Origin of the sequence: Anabaena sphaerica FACHB-251, assembly GCF_014696825.1 — a bacterium.
GTDB lineage: Bacteria > Cyanobacteriota > Cyanobacteriia > Cyanobacteriales > Nostocaceae > RDYJ01.
Genome location: NZ_JACJQU010000002.1, coordinates 776,663 through 793,999, shown reverse-complemented (window position 1 = coordinate 793,999; position 17,337 = coordinate 776,663). Strand labels below are relative to the sequence as shown.

Here is a 17,337-nt window from a genome sequence, read left to right as displayed (position 1 = left end):
CTCACGCAGAGGCGCAGAGAACGCAGAGAAATGAGGGTTTGGAAATGAGGGTTTAAGATATATGTTTAGATTTTTATTAAATTTCATCTGCTGTTAATTGATTTAAATAATCATCCATAATGGCTGGTAATTCTTTCGCTGAATAGGTATAAGTGAGAGATAGAAATTTAATTGCTGTGTTGATAATTTGCTTTCTATCTACTATGTTTGATAGTTGAGAACGAGTATATTTACCGTTCATTATTTCTACACTAGCATCAGCTATAGCATCTTCTATGACTGACTCTTCTATTAAATTTTCCCATTCATCTTGATTGATATAATAGGATTTTTTGTTTTCTTTGAGATTAATTTCTTGAATTTCTCTAATGGAGTTACGAATAGAAGCTATCCAAGAATTTGTTAGTCTCTTTTCTATGTGATTCTTAATTAAATGAATGAGTAAGATTTTTAAAAATGATTTGATTTGTCTGATGTTAGCTTTTTTACTCATTCCTTCTAATTCATCTACAATGGCTAAAGCTTCTGTGTAATTTCCTTGTAAAATGCTATTTCTGAGGTCTATTAATTCTTGGGTCATTTTTAGTAGCCTCTAATATAATTCACAAATTGATCATAACACATATCTCTCGTTCTCTCGTTCCCAGTCTACAGACTGGGAATGTTATTAGCAGTCTCTGACTCTAGTTGAAAATAAAAGGTAGAACCTTTAAAACTCATTCCCATACAGAAGTATGGGAACAAGGAAAACGAGGAAAAAGAGTTCCGGTTTTTGTGTATGGGAAAAAATTATAGATTCCTGAATTTTTAGAGACTATTATCAATTTCCTGAATATGTTTGAAAATAATACTGTCCAATTCATAATCTTCTTCTCGTCTTAAAGCAAGCATAAAAAATTGCCGCGCTTTCTCATTTTGTTTATAAAATAACAATCCTTTACTAATTGCGTATAAAATATTCTTATTATTTTTAACCATACGATCAACTGTAGGAATTTTTTCAAGATATGGTAGAATATTATCAAGTTTGTCTTGTAAAGCAAAAAGTATTAATACGTAATAGGCATGAATATATGAGTCAATAGAATGAATATTTTGATCATAAATTGCCTTTATTTCTCTGTAGTTTTCTATTGCTTTTTCTCTGTTACTAATTTATTCAAAATGTTGGGAACATTGATATAAAAATTCAATACGGTAACTAGGGTCAGTAGGAATTATTTTTTCAAGTTGATTACAAACAGAGATGAAATTTTCTCTTTCTGAATAAAAGTCCACTAAAGATACATAAAATTTATAATCGGTAAAAGATTCATAAAATTCATAATGGGTAGAAGATGCAGATCCCAGATTTTCCAAAGATTTTTGATATGCTTTTATTACTTCTTCTTCCTTATTTATTGTTTTGAAAATATTTCCAATATTTATATAAAATTCATGCTTACTGTCAGGATAAATTTCTAATAAAGGATTTAACAGCACATTCCCCTAGTTTTCCTATCAAGTTGTTTTTAAAATTTTTTTCAGGATCAGAATCTTGATATTTGGCAATTATATTCCAGCAAAATCTTAGGCTATCTTGTAATTCTTTACCAGATATGGTAATTAATTCGCTATTCAAATCTAGGACTTACGCAAGATTGAACTCAAAACCTGATTCTTGCGTAGGGGTAATTCATGAATTACCCCTACTTCCGTTCTGTTTTGCGTAAGTCCTGAAATCTTCTCTCTTACAATTTAATAAATCTGATTTATTCTGTTTTCTCCGAATAAAATCTTTCTGTTGGTCTTGGAGTATTTCGAGAGCAGTTATATTATCCATAGTTCAACCTCCATATATTAATTAATTTGTCCAAGAAATAAAATAAAAATAGTCGGTTTTAACCGACTTGAGCTATTAGACAGGGAATTTATTCCCTGACTTCTAAAATATTAATCACCATCCCCAATATCCCGCTTAGGTGGCCGCTTATAAGTAAAAGTAAAACTCTCCCCACTAGCAATCACCTTTCGCATCTCATCATACATGGGATAATTACCAACCCCACTTAAATTTGCCCAACCCCGCGCCCTAGTTAAAGCCACAAACAACTGGTTGCGGAAATTGACATCACTTTCATTCCGTGCAACATTATCAAAACCCACCACATACACCATATCAGCTTCGTGTCCCTTAGCGCGAGTGATGCGAGAAACCGTCACACCACCATCACACCAAAATTTATCCGGGTCATTATGTGGGTATTGGGGAACTAAATCATTTAATTTTAAAGCAGTGGGAATAAAAACATCAATGTCGTATTCCATTAAGAAACTTGCAACATAAGTTTCTAACTCCATTGCTTCATAAGGTGAACCTAAAACCAAAACCAAAATATCACGACTGGGGTTAAGTCCATCATGGACAATATTGTGCATAATATTCTCAGACAAAGCCGTCATTTCTGCTTCACGAGAAGAATAAGTTTCAAATTCTAAAACAGGTTTTCCCCACAGTTCAGGAATAGGGTTTGGTGAAAATTCTGGTTTTCGATGAATAGTTATCGGTTTACCAACTCGGCGAAAATCTCCTTTCACCTCATAACCAATTCTATTCCAATCTTCTTTATTAGTAATTCCTGTTAACATCCCTTCTGGACGTAATAAACCCATCCCCATAGCATGAGCAGAAGTAAGAATTTGTCCCGGAGTGCGGTAACAACGACGCATGACTTCAGAACGTTTTATCCCTCCCGGATATTGGGGTTGTTTATTCAAAAGATTACTTAATTTTTCACCGAATACTTCTTTAGCTTTGGGTACTACCAAACTATCTAAACTTTGCGCTTCATCATAAGCCCAGATTAAACGCCTTTCTTCTGGTTTATCTTCATTTACAGGTCGTAAAGATTGATAAGCTAACCAATAAATCGCTTGTTTATCTTCATATTTTAAATCATCTTCAGTTACTAAATCTTGACCTTCATCTATAAGAATAGCATCGAACATCGGCTCAATTGTGATTTCTTCCAACAGCCGTTTACTTAAATCTATTAAACCCCGGTTTGGCTGTCTTTCATTGGTATTCTGCACAGTTCCTGGTCTTTTACCATGATATTCGCAAATTGTCCGGTATAAACCTGGTTGTTCTTTTGCACCCCAAGCATGAAATACTTGTAATTTAAAGTTAGTTTTGGGATCATAGTGCATTTCACCACAACTAAAACGCCGTATCCATTGATCCAATAAACCAATCATTAAATCATATAAAGAACGAGTAAAAAATACTAAAGCAATATCCCAATCTGGATGTTTAAGGTGCATATGTGCGGCTTTTTGGCAAAGCAACACCGTTTTTCCTGAACCTGCAATACCGCGAATACGTTGGGGACCTGGAGGAATTTCTTTACCAATATGTTCTTGTTGTAAATCTATTTCATAGAGTTTTTCTCGTAAACTATCAATGATGCTAGAACGGCTTTTTCCTGTGGTAGCAACTTTATCGCGGGGAGGTTTACGCAGTACAGGAGTACCGCCAATAACTGATAGTAACAATTCCCAATCTTTATCTTCTATATTTTCACCGGGAATGACAAGATTAGCTTGTTGAATACGTTCTAATAAGCCAACTTTTCCTAATTGATCTTGAAATATAATAGGCGGTAACTCTGGTAATTGATCATAACCTTTTTCTTGCCATTCTTCGGAAGTTATTTCCGGTAATGCAACAATCGCTTTACCATTAACTTTTCGCCACAGTGCAGGTTCTCTATCACTATAAGATATTAAAGCTCGCAGTTGATGTTCAGCTTGTTGATAGGGATTGATTTCTGTAGTATCACTATTTTGTAATTGCCATTGTTGACCATTAATATTAGCAATTTGGTCAATTTTAAGGGATTTAACTGCAATGACAATTACACCAAATTCTCTATCAATTATTAAAATATCCGGTTCTTTTCTAATTTCTCCCACTTTCGAGAAAATAGGATAACGCCAATATCCAATGCAGTTTCTATCTGCAAAGCCACTACGGACAGCATCCCAAACTTTCTGCTCTCCGTCTTGATTTTTTATAGCTTCGGTTGTGATAAACTTACTACCCTGTTCTTCGATGCCTACAGCCATTACCTTCGCCTGTATAAAATAGTTGATGCTGTCAAACTATCATTAGCTATGGGCTGTGAGATAGTGAGATTATACTGATATATGATTATGTGATATTTCCGGGTATTTGCGTAAATTTTCCCTAAAAACTAGGTAATTTCCTGGAATTTGCTGGCTTATGTATGATCTATATCTAGCAGAGTCGCGGAGGACTGGAGAGAGAATGAAGGTGAAAGATAATTCACAATTTCATAAAGTACATCTTGCTCGGTATGATATTTAATCTGCAAACAATTACCCATTAGATCACTATGACTTCAAACTACCGCATTACCCTACTTCCTGGCGATGGTATCGGACCTGAAATTATGGCGGTAGCGGTGGACGTGCTAAAAGTCGTCGGTAAACGCTTTGATATTCAATTTGACTTTGAAACCGCCCTTATCGGTGGTGCAGCTATTGACGCAACTGGTGAACCTCTACCATCAGAAACCTTAGATACTTGTCGCAACAGTGATGCTGTGTTACTTGCTGCTATTGGTGGCTATAAATGGGATTCCTTACCATCTGATAAGCGTCCTGAAGCGGGTTTATTAGGATTAAGAGCCGGTTTAGAGCTATTTGCTAATTTACGACCTGCAAAAATTATCCCCCAATTAATAGACGCTTCCACCTTGAAACGGGAAGTGGTGGAAGGAGTGGATATTATGGTAGTGCGCGAACTCACAGGGGGGATTTATTTCGGTAAACCAAAAGGTATTTTCGCTACAGAAACAGGTGAAAAACGTGGTGTAAATACGATGGTTTACAGCGAATCGGAAATTGAGAGGATTGGACGAGTTGCTTTTGAAACAGCGCAAAAACGCGGCGGAAAACTCTGTTCTGTAGATAAAGCCAATGTATTAGATGTATCTCAACTGTGGCGCGAAAAAATCACTAATCTGGCTTCAGAATATCCAAATGTTGAACTATCTCATTTATATGTAGATAATGCAGCCATGCAGTTAGTCCGCGCTCCCAAGCAGTTTGATACTATTGTTACTGGTAACTTATTTGGTGATATTCTCTCGGATGCGGCAGCGATGCTAACTGGTAGTATTGGGATGTTACCTTCTGCCAGTTTGGGTGCTTCTGGGCCTGGTGTTTATGAACCTGTTCATGGTTCCGCCCCAGATATTGCAGGACTTGATAAAGCCAACCCCTTAGCACAGGTTTTGAGTGCAGCGATGATGTTACGCTATGGCTTAAATCAACCAGCAGCAGCGGACTTGATTGAAAATGCAGTGTTACAAGTTTTACAACAAGGCGATCGCACAGGAGATATTATGTCCCCAGGAATGAATCTTTTAGGTTGTCGTGCTATGGGTGACGCTTTAATGCAAATTCTGGAAGCAAAATAGTTTGAATGTACTGGAATGAAAATTTTAGCAATGAAAACTTTAGCGTTTTTTGCTAAAAGTTTCAGATAAACTAGAAGCAAATCTATCAATAACATAAAAACTAATAGTGTACGCTTCACTACAAGGACAGGGAAATTTTACTGCCCCACCAAATCAAACGCCTTTGGTAGATCCCGCCGTGATCAAAGCCGCTGGGCAAATTTACTATACCTACTGTGAGGTACATCCTGAGATTGTGGGGCAACCTTCAGGAGTAGCAATTAGTCGCTTAACTCATCGGGGTAAGGTGATTTTTACTCAGCAACCAATTCTGCTACCACAGGAATGTTTTATACCTTTGAATCAAATTGAATCGTATATGTATTAGGGAATAGGGAACGGGGAACAGGGAATAGGGAACAGGGAACAGGGAGCAGGGAGCAGGGAGCAGGGAGCAGAGGGAGGTTAATAACCCAATGACTAATGACTAATAACTAATGACTAACGACTAACGACTAATGACAATATGGACATTTTTATCTTCGTCCCTGCTAGTATAATTGTCTTCTCTTTGGGTGCAGCTATTGGCAGCTTTATCAATGTAGTAGTTTATCGCCTACCTGCGGGATTATCATTACTTTGGCCGCCTTCTCGTTGCCCTCATTGCTTAAACAGATTAAAAGCTTATGATAATGTGCCGGTTTTCGGGTGGTTGTGGTTAAAAGGACGCTGTCGTTTTTGCCACAGTAAAATTTCTCTTCGTTATCCCGTGGTAGAGGGAATAACGGGGATTATATTTTTAATAGTATTTTGGGTATTTCAATTCTCCATTTTAACAATCGGCTATTGGGCTTTTTGTAGTTGGTTATTAGCCTTATCTCTCATAGACTGGGATACAATGACCTTACCTGGTCCACTCACTAAGTCGGGTTTAGTATTGGGCTTAGTATTTCAAATGAGTTTGGGTTTTTTAACAGAAAGCGGCTGGGTAGGTTTGGTAAAGCACCTCATTTTCGGTATAGCTGGTGCAGTCGCTGGTTTATGGCTATTTGATAGCATCTCAATTTTGGGTTCTCTGGCCTTTGGTAAAGCTGTCATGGGTGCAGGTGACGCGAAATTAGCAGCGATGATGGGCGCTTGGTTAGGTTGGAAATATTTGCTGATAGCCAGTTTTATGGCCTGCTTTTTGGGAGTATTAATAGGTGGAGGCGCAATTGTTCTGTCACGTCATAAAATGGGACAAAAGATGCCTTTTGGTCCTTTCTTAGCGTTGGGAGCCGTAATTGCTGTTTTTAGCGGTGAAGCTATGTTGTCGTACTATCTGCGACTAGTGCTACCAGTATCTTGAAATAATAAAGCGGTTGTCAGTTATCAGCAGGAGTCAGGAGTCAGGAATAAAACAGGCGAATGTGTATAAGTTTCAATTTAGATTCTGTACCGTATGGCTAACGCTCACGGAAGCCTCATTGATCTGCAATCTGCTGTATGAGCAGGAAAAGGGAAAAGGCAATAAATAATACATTTTTCTCATCTATGATCCTACACCCTAAACTCTATTCCCTGTTCCCTATTCTCATCAAATACCAACTTGAAAATCTAATTTCTTGAATATTCAATTTAAATGTCTTTTATTCTCATCCTCACCAACCTACATCATCCATGACTGTAACCACGATTACTTCATTTGAACTTCATATTTTGGTAAGATTAACCTGTGACTTGTATCACCCCCATGCAAAACTTATAGCAGTTGGCACATACAACTAATGCCATAAATGCTAACTGTTTACAACTGAGTAATAAGCATGATGAATTGGGAGAAAAAGTCATTTTCATGGGGGTTTGGTATTTTAAAACCTTTGCCAATACCCAATATATTGATATAATGAAGTCCCCTGACACAGCTGGAAAAAGTTGTATTGGCATCAGCATTTTTATTAAGCTATCAACCAAAAAATACAAGATCAAGTCCGAAATTGGTTATAAGCATAATTTGATGATGTAGTCAACAATCGAAAACATCATTCTCATATCAACAATTCTCAATACCCGCTAAATAAGTGGGTAAGGTCAATCCAAAATTTAACATCCCAAATTGATTGACCTGTTTTGAACCTCATACCTACTTAAATAAGATAAAAATGGCAAACAACGAAGAATCACGCGGTTTAAAGTCTCTATTTGATTGGTTTGCAAATCGTCGTAAATCAGGATCTACCAGTTTAGAACGCCAAGAACGGGAAATTGCGGACGGGTTGTGGCACAAATGCCCTAAATGTGGTGTTTTAACTTATGCCAAAGACCTGAAAGCAAATCAAATGGTTTGTGTGGAATGCGGCCATCATAATCGGGTAGATAGTGATGAGCGTATCCGTCAGTTGATAGATGCAAATACCTGGAAACCCTTAGATGAACATTTGCGACCTACAGATCCTTTAGGATTCCGCGATCGCAAACTCTACAGCGATCGCTTGCGGGAAACCCAGGAAAAAATAGGTTTAATAGACGCAGTAAAAACCGGCTTAGGTCAAATTAACGGTTTACCCATCGCTTTAGGAGTCATGGACTTCCGCTTTATGGGTGGTAGCATGGGTTCTGTGGTTGGCGAAAAACTCACCCGCTTAATAGAACAAGCTACACAACGCCGTTATCCTGTGGTTATCATCTGCACTTCTGGTGGTGCGAGAATGCAAGAAGGAATGCTTTCCTTAATGCAAATGGCAAAAATCTCCGCCGCCTTACAACGCCATCAAGATGCCCGTTTATTGTACATTCCCGTTTTAACAAATCCCACCACAGGAGGCGTTACCGCCAGTTTTGCCATGTTGGGCGACCTGATCATCGCGGAACCAAAAGCCACCATTGGTTTTGCCGGTAGACGAGTTATTGAACAAACCCTGCGGGAAAAACTACCCGAAGATTTTCAAACCGCTGAAGATTTGCTCAAGCATGGTTTTGTGGATGATATCGTCCCCCGTACCCAGCTAAAGAACACCTTAGCACAGCTAATAGCTTTACACCAGCCGATGCCAACTACACCCAATATGGTTTTGTGGGAAACCATGAGTTTAAGTTCTACTGGTGTCGAGTAGGCAGGAGGCAGGGGAGCAGGGGAGCAGGGGAGCAGAGGAGTAATATTTATGTTTCTTTTGCCTTTTTCCATCTGTCACTTCTTCCCTGTTCTTTGACAAAAATCAGCGGGATAAGTGCTGCCAGTCGGCAAATACTAGAAAGGGCAAATAAACCTAATAAACCGCCAAAGTGGGGAGATTGGGCGATAAAACCACCAATGGTTGTCCCTAACGCACCAGTTACACCGGCAATAGCAGCAGCGATCGCAAAATAGATTGATTGATTTCTGACTGGGGTAATGCCAATTTGCATATTGTTGTTACATAAATCCACTGCTGCCCCAGTACCACCGATAAAAATATGTAATAGTGGTAGCCATAGCCAAATATCTAAGCTATTATTACCAATTCCAAACCACAGCAAAGGCGTAACCGCAACAATCATCCCTGCAAATATCAAAATTGGGCGGTTTCCCACCTTATCGGCTAACTTACCCCACAGCACAACCATCAGCAAATTTGCTCCCGCTTGCAGACTGCTGTAAACTGTCACCCAACCCACATCTACATTTAAATTTTCTAGCAGATAGAGATTAACAAAAGGGGCGCAGAGATTAAAAGCCAGCATCCATAAACTGAAATACAGTATAAATATCCAAAAATTAGAGTTTTTCCAGATATTCTCATGCCATTGCTTTTCGGGAATTGATACCGTATCATTTTTGCTGTTTGGAGAATCAACTATATAAGTGTTTTGTAATTGGGGATTAACATCAATTTTGAAATACTGACATCCTAAACTAATCAACCCAAACAAAATACCTACAAACAAAACCACCCCATAACCTTGGAGAATTCCCCCATACCAATGAGAAACAGCTAACCCAGCTAGAGGAACACACAACAAATTAGTCAAACTGGTAGCACTATTGCGTATACCAAAATACCTCCCACGCAACCGACGGGGAACAATGATTGCTAACCAACTCATCCATGATGCACTTCCCAGTCCACCTGAAAGATGACTAAAAAAAACGATTAACAGAGTTAATATCACCAACTGTTGAGAATTGATAACTCCCCAACCAGCGCCAACAATACCTATTACTAAAATCAGCCACAATAGCCGAGAAATCCCATAAACAAGCGCGGAGTACTGAAAACGGCTAGTAGTGCGTTCGGAAATATAAGCACCCAAGGGCTGAATTAAATTTACTAGCATGGGAATCGAGGAGAGCATCCCAAAAACCACCGGACTAGCATCCAATTCTACCAAAAAGTTACTAAGTAAAATCCCCCCAGTAGTAATAGAAAAAATTGTCGCGAAAATAGCATCTAAAGTAGATGCTTGTAAACTGGTACGAATAGCATTTTTGGGAAAATGGGGGCTACATTTAGATTCAGAAGATATGACTGTTGTCAATGAATCAATGTGAGGAATTTCCAGATTTAAAGATGCAACTGTTTCAACTTGAACAGAGTCCATAAGTTATGGTCTACAGATGACGCAACATAGCATAAATTGAGTAAATAACAACTATTTGTTATTTTATCTATTATTTCTCAACAAAAATTTAGATTTCTGAAATATCAGTCCTGAGTTACAGCAGCTATAAGAGAGAAAAGAAAGGATTTTATCTATCTGTGAGCAAACACAAGTGGTTATATTTTTGGGGATTAGTAATAGCAATTATTTTGATTATTTGCTACAGGTCACTACCACCGAATACATCATTAGTCACCATTAAACTCAGTGGTTGGGGCGGTTCTCCTGTAGAACAAAAACTTCTCAAACAGGTATTACAAGACTTTGAAGCAAAACATCCAACTATTAAAGTTAAATATGAGGTAATTTCTGACCAATACATGGATGTCATTAAAACCCGCTTAATTGGAGAAGCAGCCCCCGATGTATTTTATCTAGATGCGTTAGAAGCTCCTTTTTTGATGAGTCAAAATGTGTTAGAACCTCTGGATATTTACATTAAACCACAATTTGATTTAGCCGATTTTGAAGAAAATTTACTTAACAGCTTTAAATACAAAAATCATATTTACGGTTTTCCTAAAGACTATTCCACACTAGCTTTATTTTATAACAAAAAAGCATTCACTAAGGCAGGTATAACTAATCCGCCAACTACTTGGGATGAACTACGCCTTTTTTCTCAAAAGTTAACAGGGAAACTCAACAAATACGGCTTTGGCGAAAGCCCAGAATTGGCGCGTCAGTCTTACAAAATCAAAGCTTTTGATGGAGAATTAATTGATAAAAATGATTATGCTGCTTTTGCAAGTGAAGCAAGTTTACAGGGATTAAATTTGGTAATAGATCAATATCGACAAGACAAAACCTCAGCCCTTAAATCTGATGTCGGTGCTAGTTCTGGTAGTGATATGTTTGGTCAAGGTAAAGTATCAATGGTGATAGAAGGTAACTGGGCTATTCCTTATCTTCAAGAAACTTTCCCGCAGATAGATTTTGCAACAGCAGAAGTTCCAAAAATTAATAATAAAAAAGGCACGATGGTTTATACTGTCGCCTATGTGATGAATAAACAAACAAAACATAAAAAAGCAGCTTGGGAGTTAATTTCTTACCTCACCAGTAAAGAAGGAATGGAAAAATGGACAGGAAAGGGTTTCGCTTTACCAACTCGTAAATCTGTAGCTGAGAAATTAGGTTACGATCAAGATGATTTAAGGTCTGCTTTAGTAGCAGGAGTTGATTATGCTACACCTTGGCAAGTAGGGGAGTATCCAGCCGCAATTGTGAATAATTTTGATAATCAATTTTTAAGTGCTTTGTTGGGGGAACAGCCGTTAAATCAGGCGATGTTAAGGGCGCAGAATAACGCAAATCAGCAGATCAAGATGATGGAGTAATACTCAATGATGGAAAATTTCATAAAACAAGCGTGTTAATAAATACTCATTTAGAAAACTTAATATAATGATTTGGTAGAGGAGGATCGCGTTATAATTTGCAATAAACTCCAATAGTATAGTACACTTATACTAAATTGATAAAAAATTACTATTTTTACTGAGAGGCATTATGAAAGCAGAGCTTCTCAAAAGGTTTTTTAGGGCGATCGCTAGTTCAGACCAAGAAGCGATTGATAAACTCACATACGTAGTTATAGAGGAAGAACGCAGTAGGGGACATACACTCCTAGCTGACCAATTAGAGAATATTACTAAAAAGAGCCAAAAAGAAAGGTCTACCAAGCTTGATAAACCAGTTTCTTCTCTACAAGACGCTACGCGAACAGCACCAGAAAACTTACAAGCTTTAACTGAATTACCAACCAGTAAGCGGTTTAATCTTCCCTTGGTGACAATCATACCAAGGGATAAATTGCGGCATCACATGATATTGCCGGAAAATATTGAGAAACGTTTCTGCCGAATTGAGCGTGAGTATGCAGCAAGAGATAGACTGGCTCATCATGGTCTGCGTTACAGGCAAAAAATTCTTCTGTATGGACCTCCAGGCTGTGGAAAGACGCTAGGAGCAGAGCGTTTAGCTTGGAATACAGGTTTACCACTTTTGAAAGTTCGGTTTGATGCAATGGTTTCGTCTTTTTTAGGCGAAACTGCAAGTAATTTGAGACTTGTATTTGAGGATGCTTCAAAAAGTCCATGTTTGTTGTTTCTTGATGAATGTGACTCGATTGCTAAAACACGAGAAGATTCTCAAGAAGTAGGAGAAATAAAGCGAGTAGTAAATACATTTTTGCAAATTTTGGATGAGTTTCAACCTTCTTCTGGGCTGATGGTAGCGGCTACGAATTTGAATAAATCTTTGGATACTGCCCTTTGGAGAAGATTTGATGACTTGATTGCAGTACCCAAACCCGGAGAACAAGAGCTAGAATTTATACTAAAGGAAACACTATCTGCTATTGAAGTGGGATCTATCAACTGGCCAAGAATTATTGAGCAGATGAAAGATTTTTCTGCGGCTCAAGCTGTGAGAGTTGCACAAGATGCGGCTAAACGAGCAATCCTTGAGCGAGAGGGGTTAGTGATTCAGGAACACTTAGAAGAAGCGATCGCAGAAATTAAGGTTTCCTAGTTTTTTGAGCATTAAATTTTTGGTGTTTGGAGAAAAAAATGGTTGAAGGTTATCAGGGTTTTCCGCACATCAAGCTTAGAGTACCAATAGAAGGACGTGCTGTATCGCCACCCGGAGGAGGAAAAAAGAATCCCTTAACAGTTGCTAATTTAGGCAATAATCGGCAGGGGCATGGAAATAAACTCCAGGCTTCGGTAGAATCTTTAATATTTTCTTGGCAAGAAACTCAAGAAGAACGAGACAAAAAAGGAAAACCACGACTACCTGAGAATGCTAAACCAATCATTTTACAGATTGACCCTATTGCCTTTGATTCAGAAGATTTAAGAAAATATGGTATTGAAGTCATAGCTGAATTAGAAAATGGTTATATTATAGGAGCTTCTGCCAATGACCCAGAATTTAGTGAATTACAAAAAAAGATAGAAAAATTTATTAAGGCAGAAAGAGGTGTTAATAAAGTTTCTGAAATATGGGAAATTTTGGATGGAACAAGAAGACCAGAATATATCCTATCACCAGAACTACTTAATGAATGGGAAAATATTACTGATAATAACCTTTTTATCGTAGATGTGGGAATTGCCTGTATAGGCAGTAGATCTCAATTTTCTGATTATCCAGAACAAAAGCAAAGTGACACAGATGAAAAATATACTAGACGAGTTAGGGAATGGATAAATAAACGTGATTTAACATACCAGGAATGGGATCTTATAAAGTTAAAAAGAGAAGATGATTTTACGGATTTTGTTCAAGAATATCAGGGAGAAATTTTCGATATTATTGATGGACGTATTCCTGATTCTGCTCAACTACCAGATAGCTTTTCTTGCAAAATTCAAATTTCTGGCAAGGGATTAAAAGATTTAGTCTTAAATTTTCCGTATATTTTTGATGTCAGTTTACCTGATGATATAGCTGAATTTTTAGGAACAGAAGCTTCAGCAGATGTTGATAACATTGATTTTCAACTAGAACCACCAGAATTAAATGCTCCTAAAGTATGCGTTATAGATAGTGGTATTCAAGAAAGTCATTCTCTTTTGAAGGCAGCAATTGATTTACAAAGCTCAAGGTCTTGGGTTCCAGAAGAAACCGATATATCTGCTGACTATTATGGCAATGGTGGACATGGAACTAGAGTAGCTGGTGCGATTCTTTACCCCAGGACTATACCTCGTAGTGGCAAAGAAAAATCCGTTTGCTGGATTCAAAATGCAAGAGTGCTGGATGCTAATTGTGAACTACCTAAACAGCTATTTCCCCCTATTTTTTTAGGTAAAATCTTAGAATTCTACCACAAGCAAACAAAAACAAGAATTTTTAATCATTGTATTTCTGGGTCTGTTCCTTGCCAAACCCAGTCTATGAGTTCTTGGGCAGCAACAATTGATAATCTAACATGGACAAAGGATATTCTGTTTATTGTTGCAGCGGGTAATTTACCTTCTGAAGGTAGAAAAATAGGCTCTACAAGATTATCTGTGAAAGAACATCTAGCAGCCAATCGACCATATCCAGATTATCTATTAGAAAACTCATGTAGAATTGCTAACCCTGCACAAAGCTTTCAAGCTTTAACAGTTGGTTCAATTGCACTAAGTTATTACCATCAATTTCCCTATTCTTCTATCTCACAGAAAGATAAACCCTCAGCTTTTTCATGCTCTGGATTGGGAATTTGGAAAACGATTAAACCCGAAGTAGTTGAATATGGTGGGGATTTTGTCATAGACGAAGGTACACCACCTAACATTACATATCCTCACAATGTTTGTCCTGAATTAGTAAGGTCAACATTAAATGGTGGTCCAGCGTTTGCTGCTGACAATGTTGGCACATCATTTGCAGTACCAAAAGTAAGTCATATTGCTGCGCGTCTCGCTGCTGAGTTACCTAATGAGAGTTGCCTTCTTTACCGTGCATTAATAGTGCAATCAGCAAGATGGCCAGAATGGACAAGTGCAGATGATGTGACTAAATTACACGTCCTGCGTCAAATTGGTTATGGTCTTCCCGATGTTGATCGCGCTTTGGGTAATGCTCCTCATCGCATCACTTTGATGACAACGGGAGAACGCCGAATAGTAGCTAAACAAGCTCATGTTTACCAAGTAAAACTGCCAGAAACATTACGTTCTCCAGGAGAGAATTTTAAGATTCTTGTAGAAGTTACTTTATCGTACAAAGCACAACCACGCAGAACCCGCAGAAATCGCAGAAAATATCTTTCAACTTGGCTCGATTGGGAATGCAGTAAAAAAGGAGAAGATCCAGAACGTTTTTTAGGTAGAGTTTTAAAAGAGAGTGAGGCTCCAGAAGATTCTGAAAAAGGAGAGGAACCTTTTAAATGGACGCTGGGTAAACAAAATAATCACGGAATAATTAAAGATGTATCCAGAAGTGCCGGAACTCTTCAGAAAGATTGGGCTATCGTTAATTCATTTGAACTCACAGAAGCATTTTCTATTGCAGTTGTCGGACATGAGGGTTGGAATAATGACCCAGAAGCTAGTGTTCCGTACTCTTTAGTTGTTAGCTTTGAAGCAGTACAAGCTGATATTCCTATTTATACGCCAATGGTTGAGGCTCAAATTGAAACAGAAGTCCAGGCAGAAATAGAAATTCAATCTTTGTAGATAGCTGAAGCGATCGCACTCTCAATGTCTCAACCTCAATACAGCAGGAGGTTAAGCTATGTTTCCACTCAACAGACAACGCAGAAACCAACGCTGGAAAATTACAGAAAACCTAACAGGGTATCTTTTCATGATGCCCACAATTCTCGTTTTAGGCGCTTTTGTAATTTTACCAATTCTCTACGCTGTATTTCTTTCCCTCCACAAAGTCCAACTTTTAGGCGGTATTGAATATAAGTTTATTGGTTTTCGCAATTTCTCCCGTTTACTAGAAGATGAACAGGTTTGGATTGCGTTAAGAAACACAGCAGAATATGTTGCTATTGTTGTACCTAGTCAAACTATTTTGGCTTTAATTTTAGCCGTAACTTTAAATTCTGGTATTCGTGGTAAAAGCTGGTGGCGTATTCTTTATTTTTTACCGACAGTCACATCTTCTGCTGTGCTAACACTCATTTTTATGTGGATTTATAACACCGATGGATTACTAAATGATTTTCTCGCCTTTATCGGATTACCTAAGTATAACTGGTTAGGAGATCCAGCAGTTGCACTCAAAGGCATCATGATTATGAATATTTGGTCAACTGCGCCTTTTTATATGGTGATTTATTTAGCAGCTTTACAAGATATCCCCCAAACACTTTATGAAGCAGCAGAATTAGATGGTGCAAATTGGTGGGAAAGATTTCTTTTCATTACTCTTCCCTGGCTGCAACCTGTAACGTTTTTTGTAGTTACAGTAGGGATAATTGGCACTTTTCAACTCTTTGACCAATCTTACATTTTCTCTGGTGGGACTGGTGGCCCTAACAACGCTACATTGACAGTGGTATTGCTGATTTATCAAGCTGTATTTAGAAATTTACAATTAGGATATGCAGCAGCGATCGCATTTTTACTCGCAGCGGTCATTATTATCCTCACTGTGATTCAACGGAAGGTCTTTGGAGGTGACAGGATTTGACTCATATCTCTCGCTTTCCCTATCTCAAAGTCCTCTTATACCTCTTTTTGACGATTTATGCCATAATTACCCTGATTCCTTTCCTGTGGGCGCTTTCAGCATCATTTAAGCCGCTCTCAGAAATTATCAACGGTGAGCCAAATTTCATCCCCCAAAATTTTACTCTCGATAACTACAAACAAATCTTTTTCCAAGAACCGCTATTTTTCCGTTGGTTATTCAACAGTATCGCGATCGCTCTCACCACCACGCTTTTAAACCTACTTCTCAATTCAATGGCTGGTTATGCCTTAGCTAGACTGCGCTTTGTGGGTAAACGTTTTTGGTTTTTCCTGATTTTAGCTGTACTGGCAGTACCCGCACAAATTACCTTAATTCCCACATTTTTGATTTTAAAAGCCATTGGTTGGCTAAATTCCTATCAAGGGATGATTGTACCCAGCATGGTAAACGCCACCTTTATCTTTATGATGCGGCAGTTTTTCGTCAATTTTCCCAAAGAATTAGAAGAAGCAGCCCAATTAGATGGTTTTAACACCTGGGAGATTTTCCGAGATGTTGTTTTACCCCTAGCTAAACCAGCACTAGCAGCACAGGCAGTTTTTGTATTTATGGGTAGTTGGAATAATTTTATACTACCTTTGGTTATCTTATTTGACCCGGAGATGTTTACCCTACCTCTAGGTTTGAACAGTTTTAAAGGTCAATATATCAGCTATTGGAATTACATCATGGCTGCTTCTATGGTCTTCACTCTCCCAGCTTTGGGAATTTACGCTTTTTTCAACCGCTATTTTATTCAAGGTGTAACTTTTACAGGTGGAAAAGGTTAACTTTTCAATTTGTAAAATATTTATAAAGTTTTGTATCAAAATTTCAAATGTCTCAATTCTCATAGCTAGTGCTGATCCCATTGCCAGTTATGGACAAACTCAGAGTCAGCAGCTGTGAAGAGCAGCTAATGGTAAACTGATTCATGCTGATGTTAATGATAGCGAGAATATTTTACTTACAGTAATCCTGATAGCTTTTAGCCGCAGGATCAGGGGCGTTGTAGTTCTCCCAGTCGGCGTTATACCCGGCAAACTTTTAGCATCAGATAAATATCTAT

14 protein-coding genes are annotated in these 17,337 nt (G+C 38.0%); 10 read left to right on the top strand and 4 right to left on the bottom strand.

The annotated features are described in order from the left end of the window. Positions 1-76 precede the first annotated feature (76 nt). From H6G06_RS07150 to H6G06_RS07140, 3 genes are all read right to left on the bottom strand, one after another. The gene (locus tag H6G06_RS07150; protein WP_190558431.1) at positions 77-580 is read right to left on the bottom strand and encodes a DUF29 family protein; all 504 of its coding nucleotides are present in this window, start codon (positions 578-580) and stop codon (positions 77-79) included. 575 nt (positions 581-1,155) lie between these two features. Further along, positions 1,156-1,482 carry a hypothetical protein gene (locus H6G06_RS07145; RefSeq protein WP_190558429.1) on the bottom strand — a complete coding sequence of 109 codons (327 nt, stop codon included), beginning with the start codon at positions 1,480-1,482 and terminating at the stop codon, positions 1,156-1,158. Positions 1,483-1,932: 450 nt separating this feature from the next. Continuing rightward, complete coding sequence (locus H6G06_RS07140) at positions 1,933-4,107, bottom strand: DEAD/DEAH box helicase (protein WP_190558427.1); 2,175 nt, start codon at positions 4,105-4,107, stop codon at positions 1,933-1,935. Between the two features lie 290 nt (positions 4,108-4,397). Here H6G06_RS07140 and leuB point away from each other — a divergent pair, with 290 nt between their 5' ends. From leuB to accD, 5 genes are all read left to right on the top strand, one after another. After that, positions 4,398-5,486 carry a 3-isopropylmalate dehydrogenase gene (gene leuB / locus H6G06_RS07135; protein ID WP_190558425.1) on the top strand — a complete coding sequence of 363 codons (1,089 nt, stop codon included), beginning with the start codon at positions 4,398-4,400 and terminating at the stop codon, positions 5,484-5,486. A 106-nt stretch (positions 5,487-5,592) separates the two neighbouring features. Beyond that, positions 5,593-5,853: a hypothetical protein gene (locus H6G06_RS07130; protein WP_190558423.1), complete on the top strand. Its 261-nt coding sequence runs from the start codon at positions 5,593-5,595 to the stop codon at positions 5,851-5,853. Positions 5,854-5,991: 138 nt separating this feature from the next. After that, a complete protein-coding gene (locus tag H6G06_RS07125; RefSeq protein ID WP_190558420.1) occupies positions 5,992-6,813 on the top strand; it encodes a prepilin peptidase in 822 nt (273 codons plus the stop codon). Positions 6,814-7,215: 402 nt separating this feature from the next. Beyond that, on the top strand, positions 7,216-7,470 hold the full coding sequence (locus H6G06_RS07120; RefSeq protein ID WP_190558419.1) for a hypothetical protein: 255 nt from the start codon (positions 7,216-7,218) through the stop codon (positions 7,468-7,470). Positions 7,471-7,606: 136 nt separating this feature from the next. Continuing rightward, positions 7,607-8,557, top strand: a complete 951-nt coding sequence (accD, locus tag H6G06_RS07115) for an acetyl-CoA carboxylase, carboxyltransferase subunit beta (protein ID WP_190558417.1) — start codon at positions 7,607-7,609, stop codon at positions 8,555-8,557. A 46-nt stretch (positions 8,558-8,603) separates the two neighbouring features. Here accD and H6G06_RS07110 read toward each other — a convergent pair whose 3' ends face one another. Continuing rightward, positions 8,604-10,022: an MFS transporter gene (locus H6G06_RS07110; RefSeq protein ID WP_190558415.1), complete on the bottom strand. Its 1,419-nt coding sequence runs from the start codon at positions 10,020-10,022 to the stop codon at positions 8,604-8,606. A gap of 158 nt (positions 10,023-10,180) precedes the next feature. On the opposite strand from H6G06_RS07110, the gene H6G06_RS07105 reads away from it, so the two are divergent. The 5 genes from H6G06_RS07105 (at position 10,181) to H6G06_RS07085 (ending at position 17,059) form a co-directional block, all read left to right on the top strand. Next, positions 10,181-11,422, top strand: a complete 1,242-nt coding sequence (locus tag H6G06_RS07105) for an extracellular solute-binding protein (RefSeq protein WP_190558413.1) — start codon at positions 10,181-10,183, stop codon at positions 11,420-11,422. A 172-nt stretch (positions 11,423-11,594) separates the two neighbouring features. Next, a complete protein-coding gene (locus H6G06_RS07100; RefSeq protein ID WP_190558411.1) occupies positions 11,595-12,617 on the top strand; it encodes an ATP-binding protein in 1,023 nt (340 codons plus the stop codon). Between the two features lie 38 nt (positions 12,618-12,655). Beyond that, a complete protein-coding gene (locus H6G06_RS07095) occupies positions 12,656-15,259 on the top strand; it encodes a S8 family peptidase (RefSeq protein ID WP_190558409.1) in 2,604 nt (867 codons plus the stop codon). 58 nt (positions 15,260-15,317) lie between these two features. After that, positions 15,318-16,226, top strand: coding sequence for a carbohydrate ABC transporter permease (locus tag H6G06_RS07090; RefSeq protein ID WP_190558407.1), 909 nt, complete (start codon positions 15,318-15,320; stop codon positions 16,224-16,226). Then, positions 16,223-17,059 carry a carbohydrate ABC transporter permease gene (locus H6G06_RS07085; RefSeq protein WP_190558405.1) on the top strand — a complete coding sequence of 279 codons (837 nt, stop codon included), beginning with the start codon at positions 16,223-16,225 and terminating at the stop codon, positions 17,057-17,059. Before H6G06_RS07090 ends, H6G06_RS07085 begins: the two co-directional genes overlap by 4 nt. Positions 17,060-17,337 lie beyond the last annotated feature (278 nt).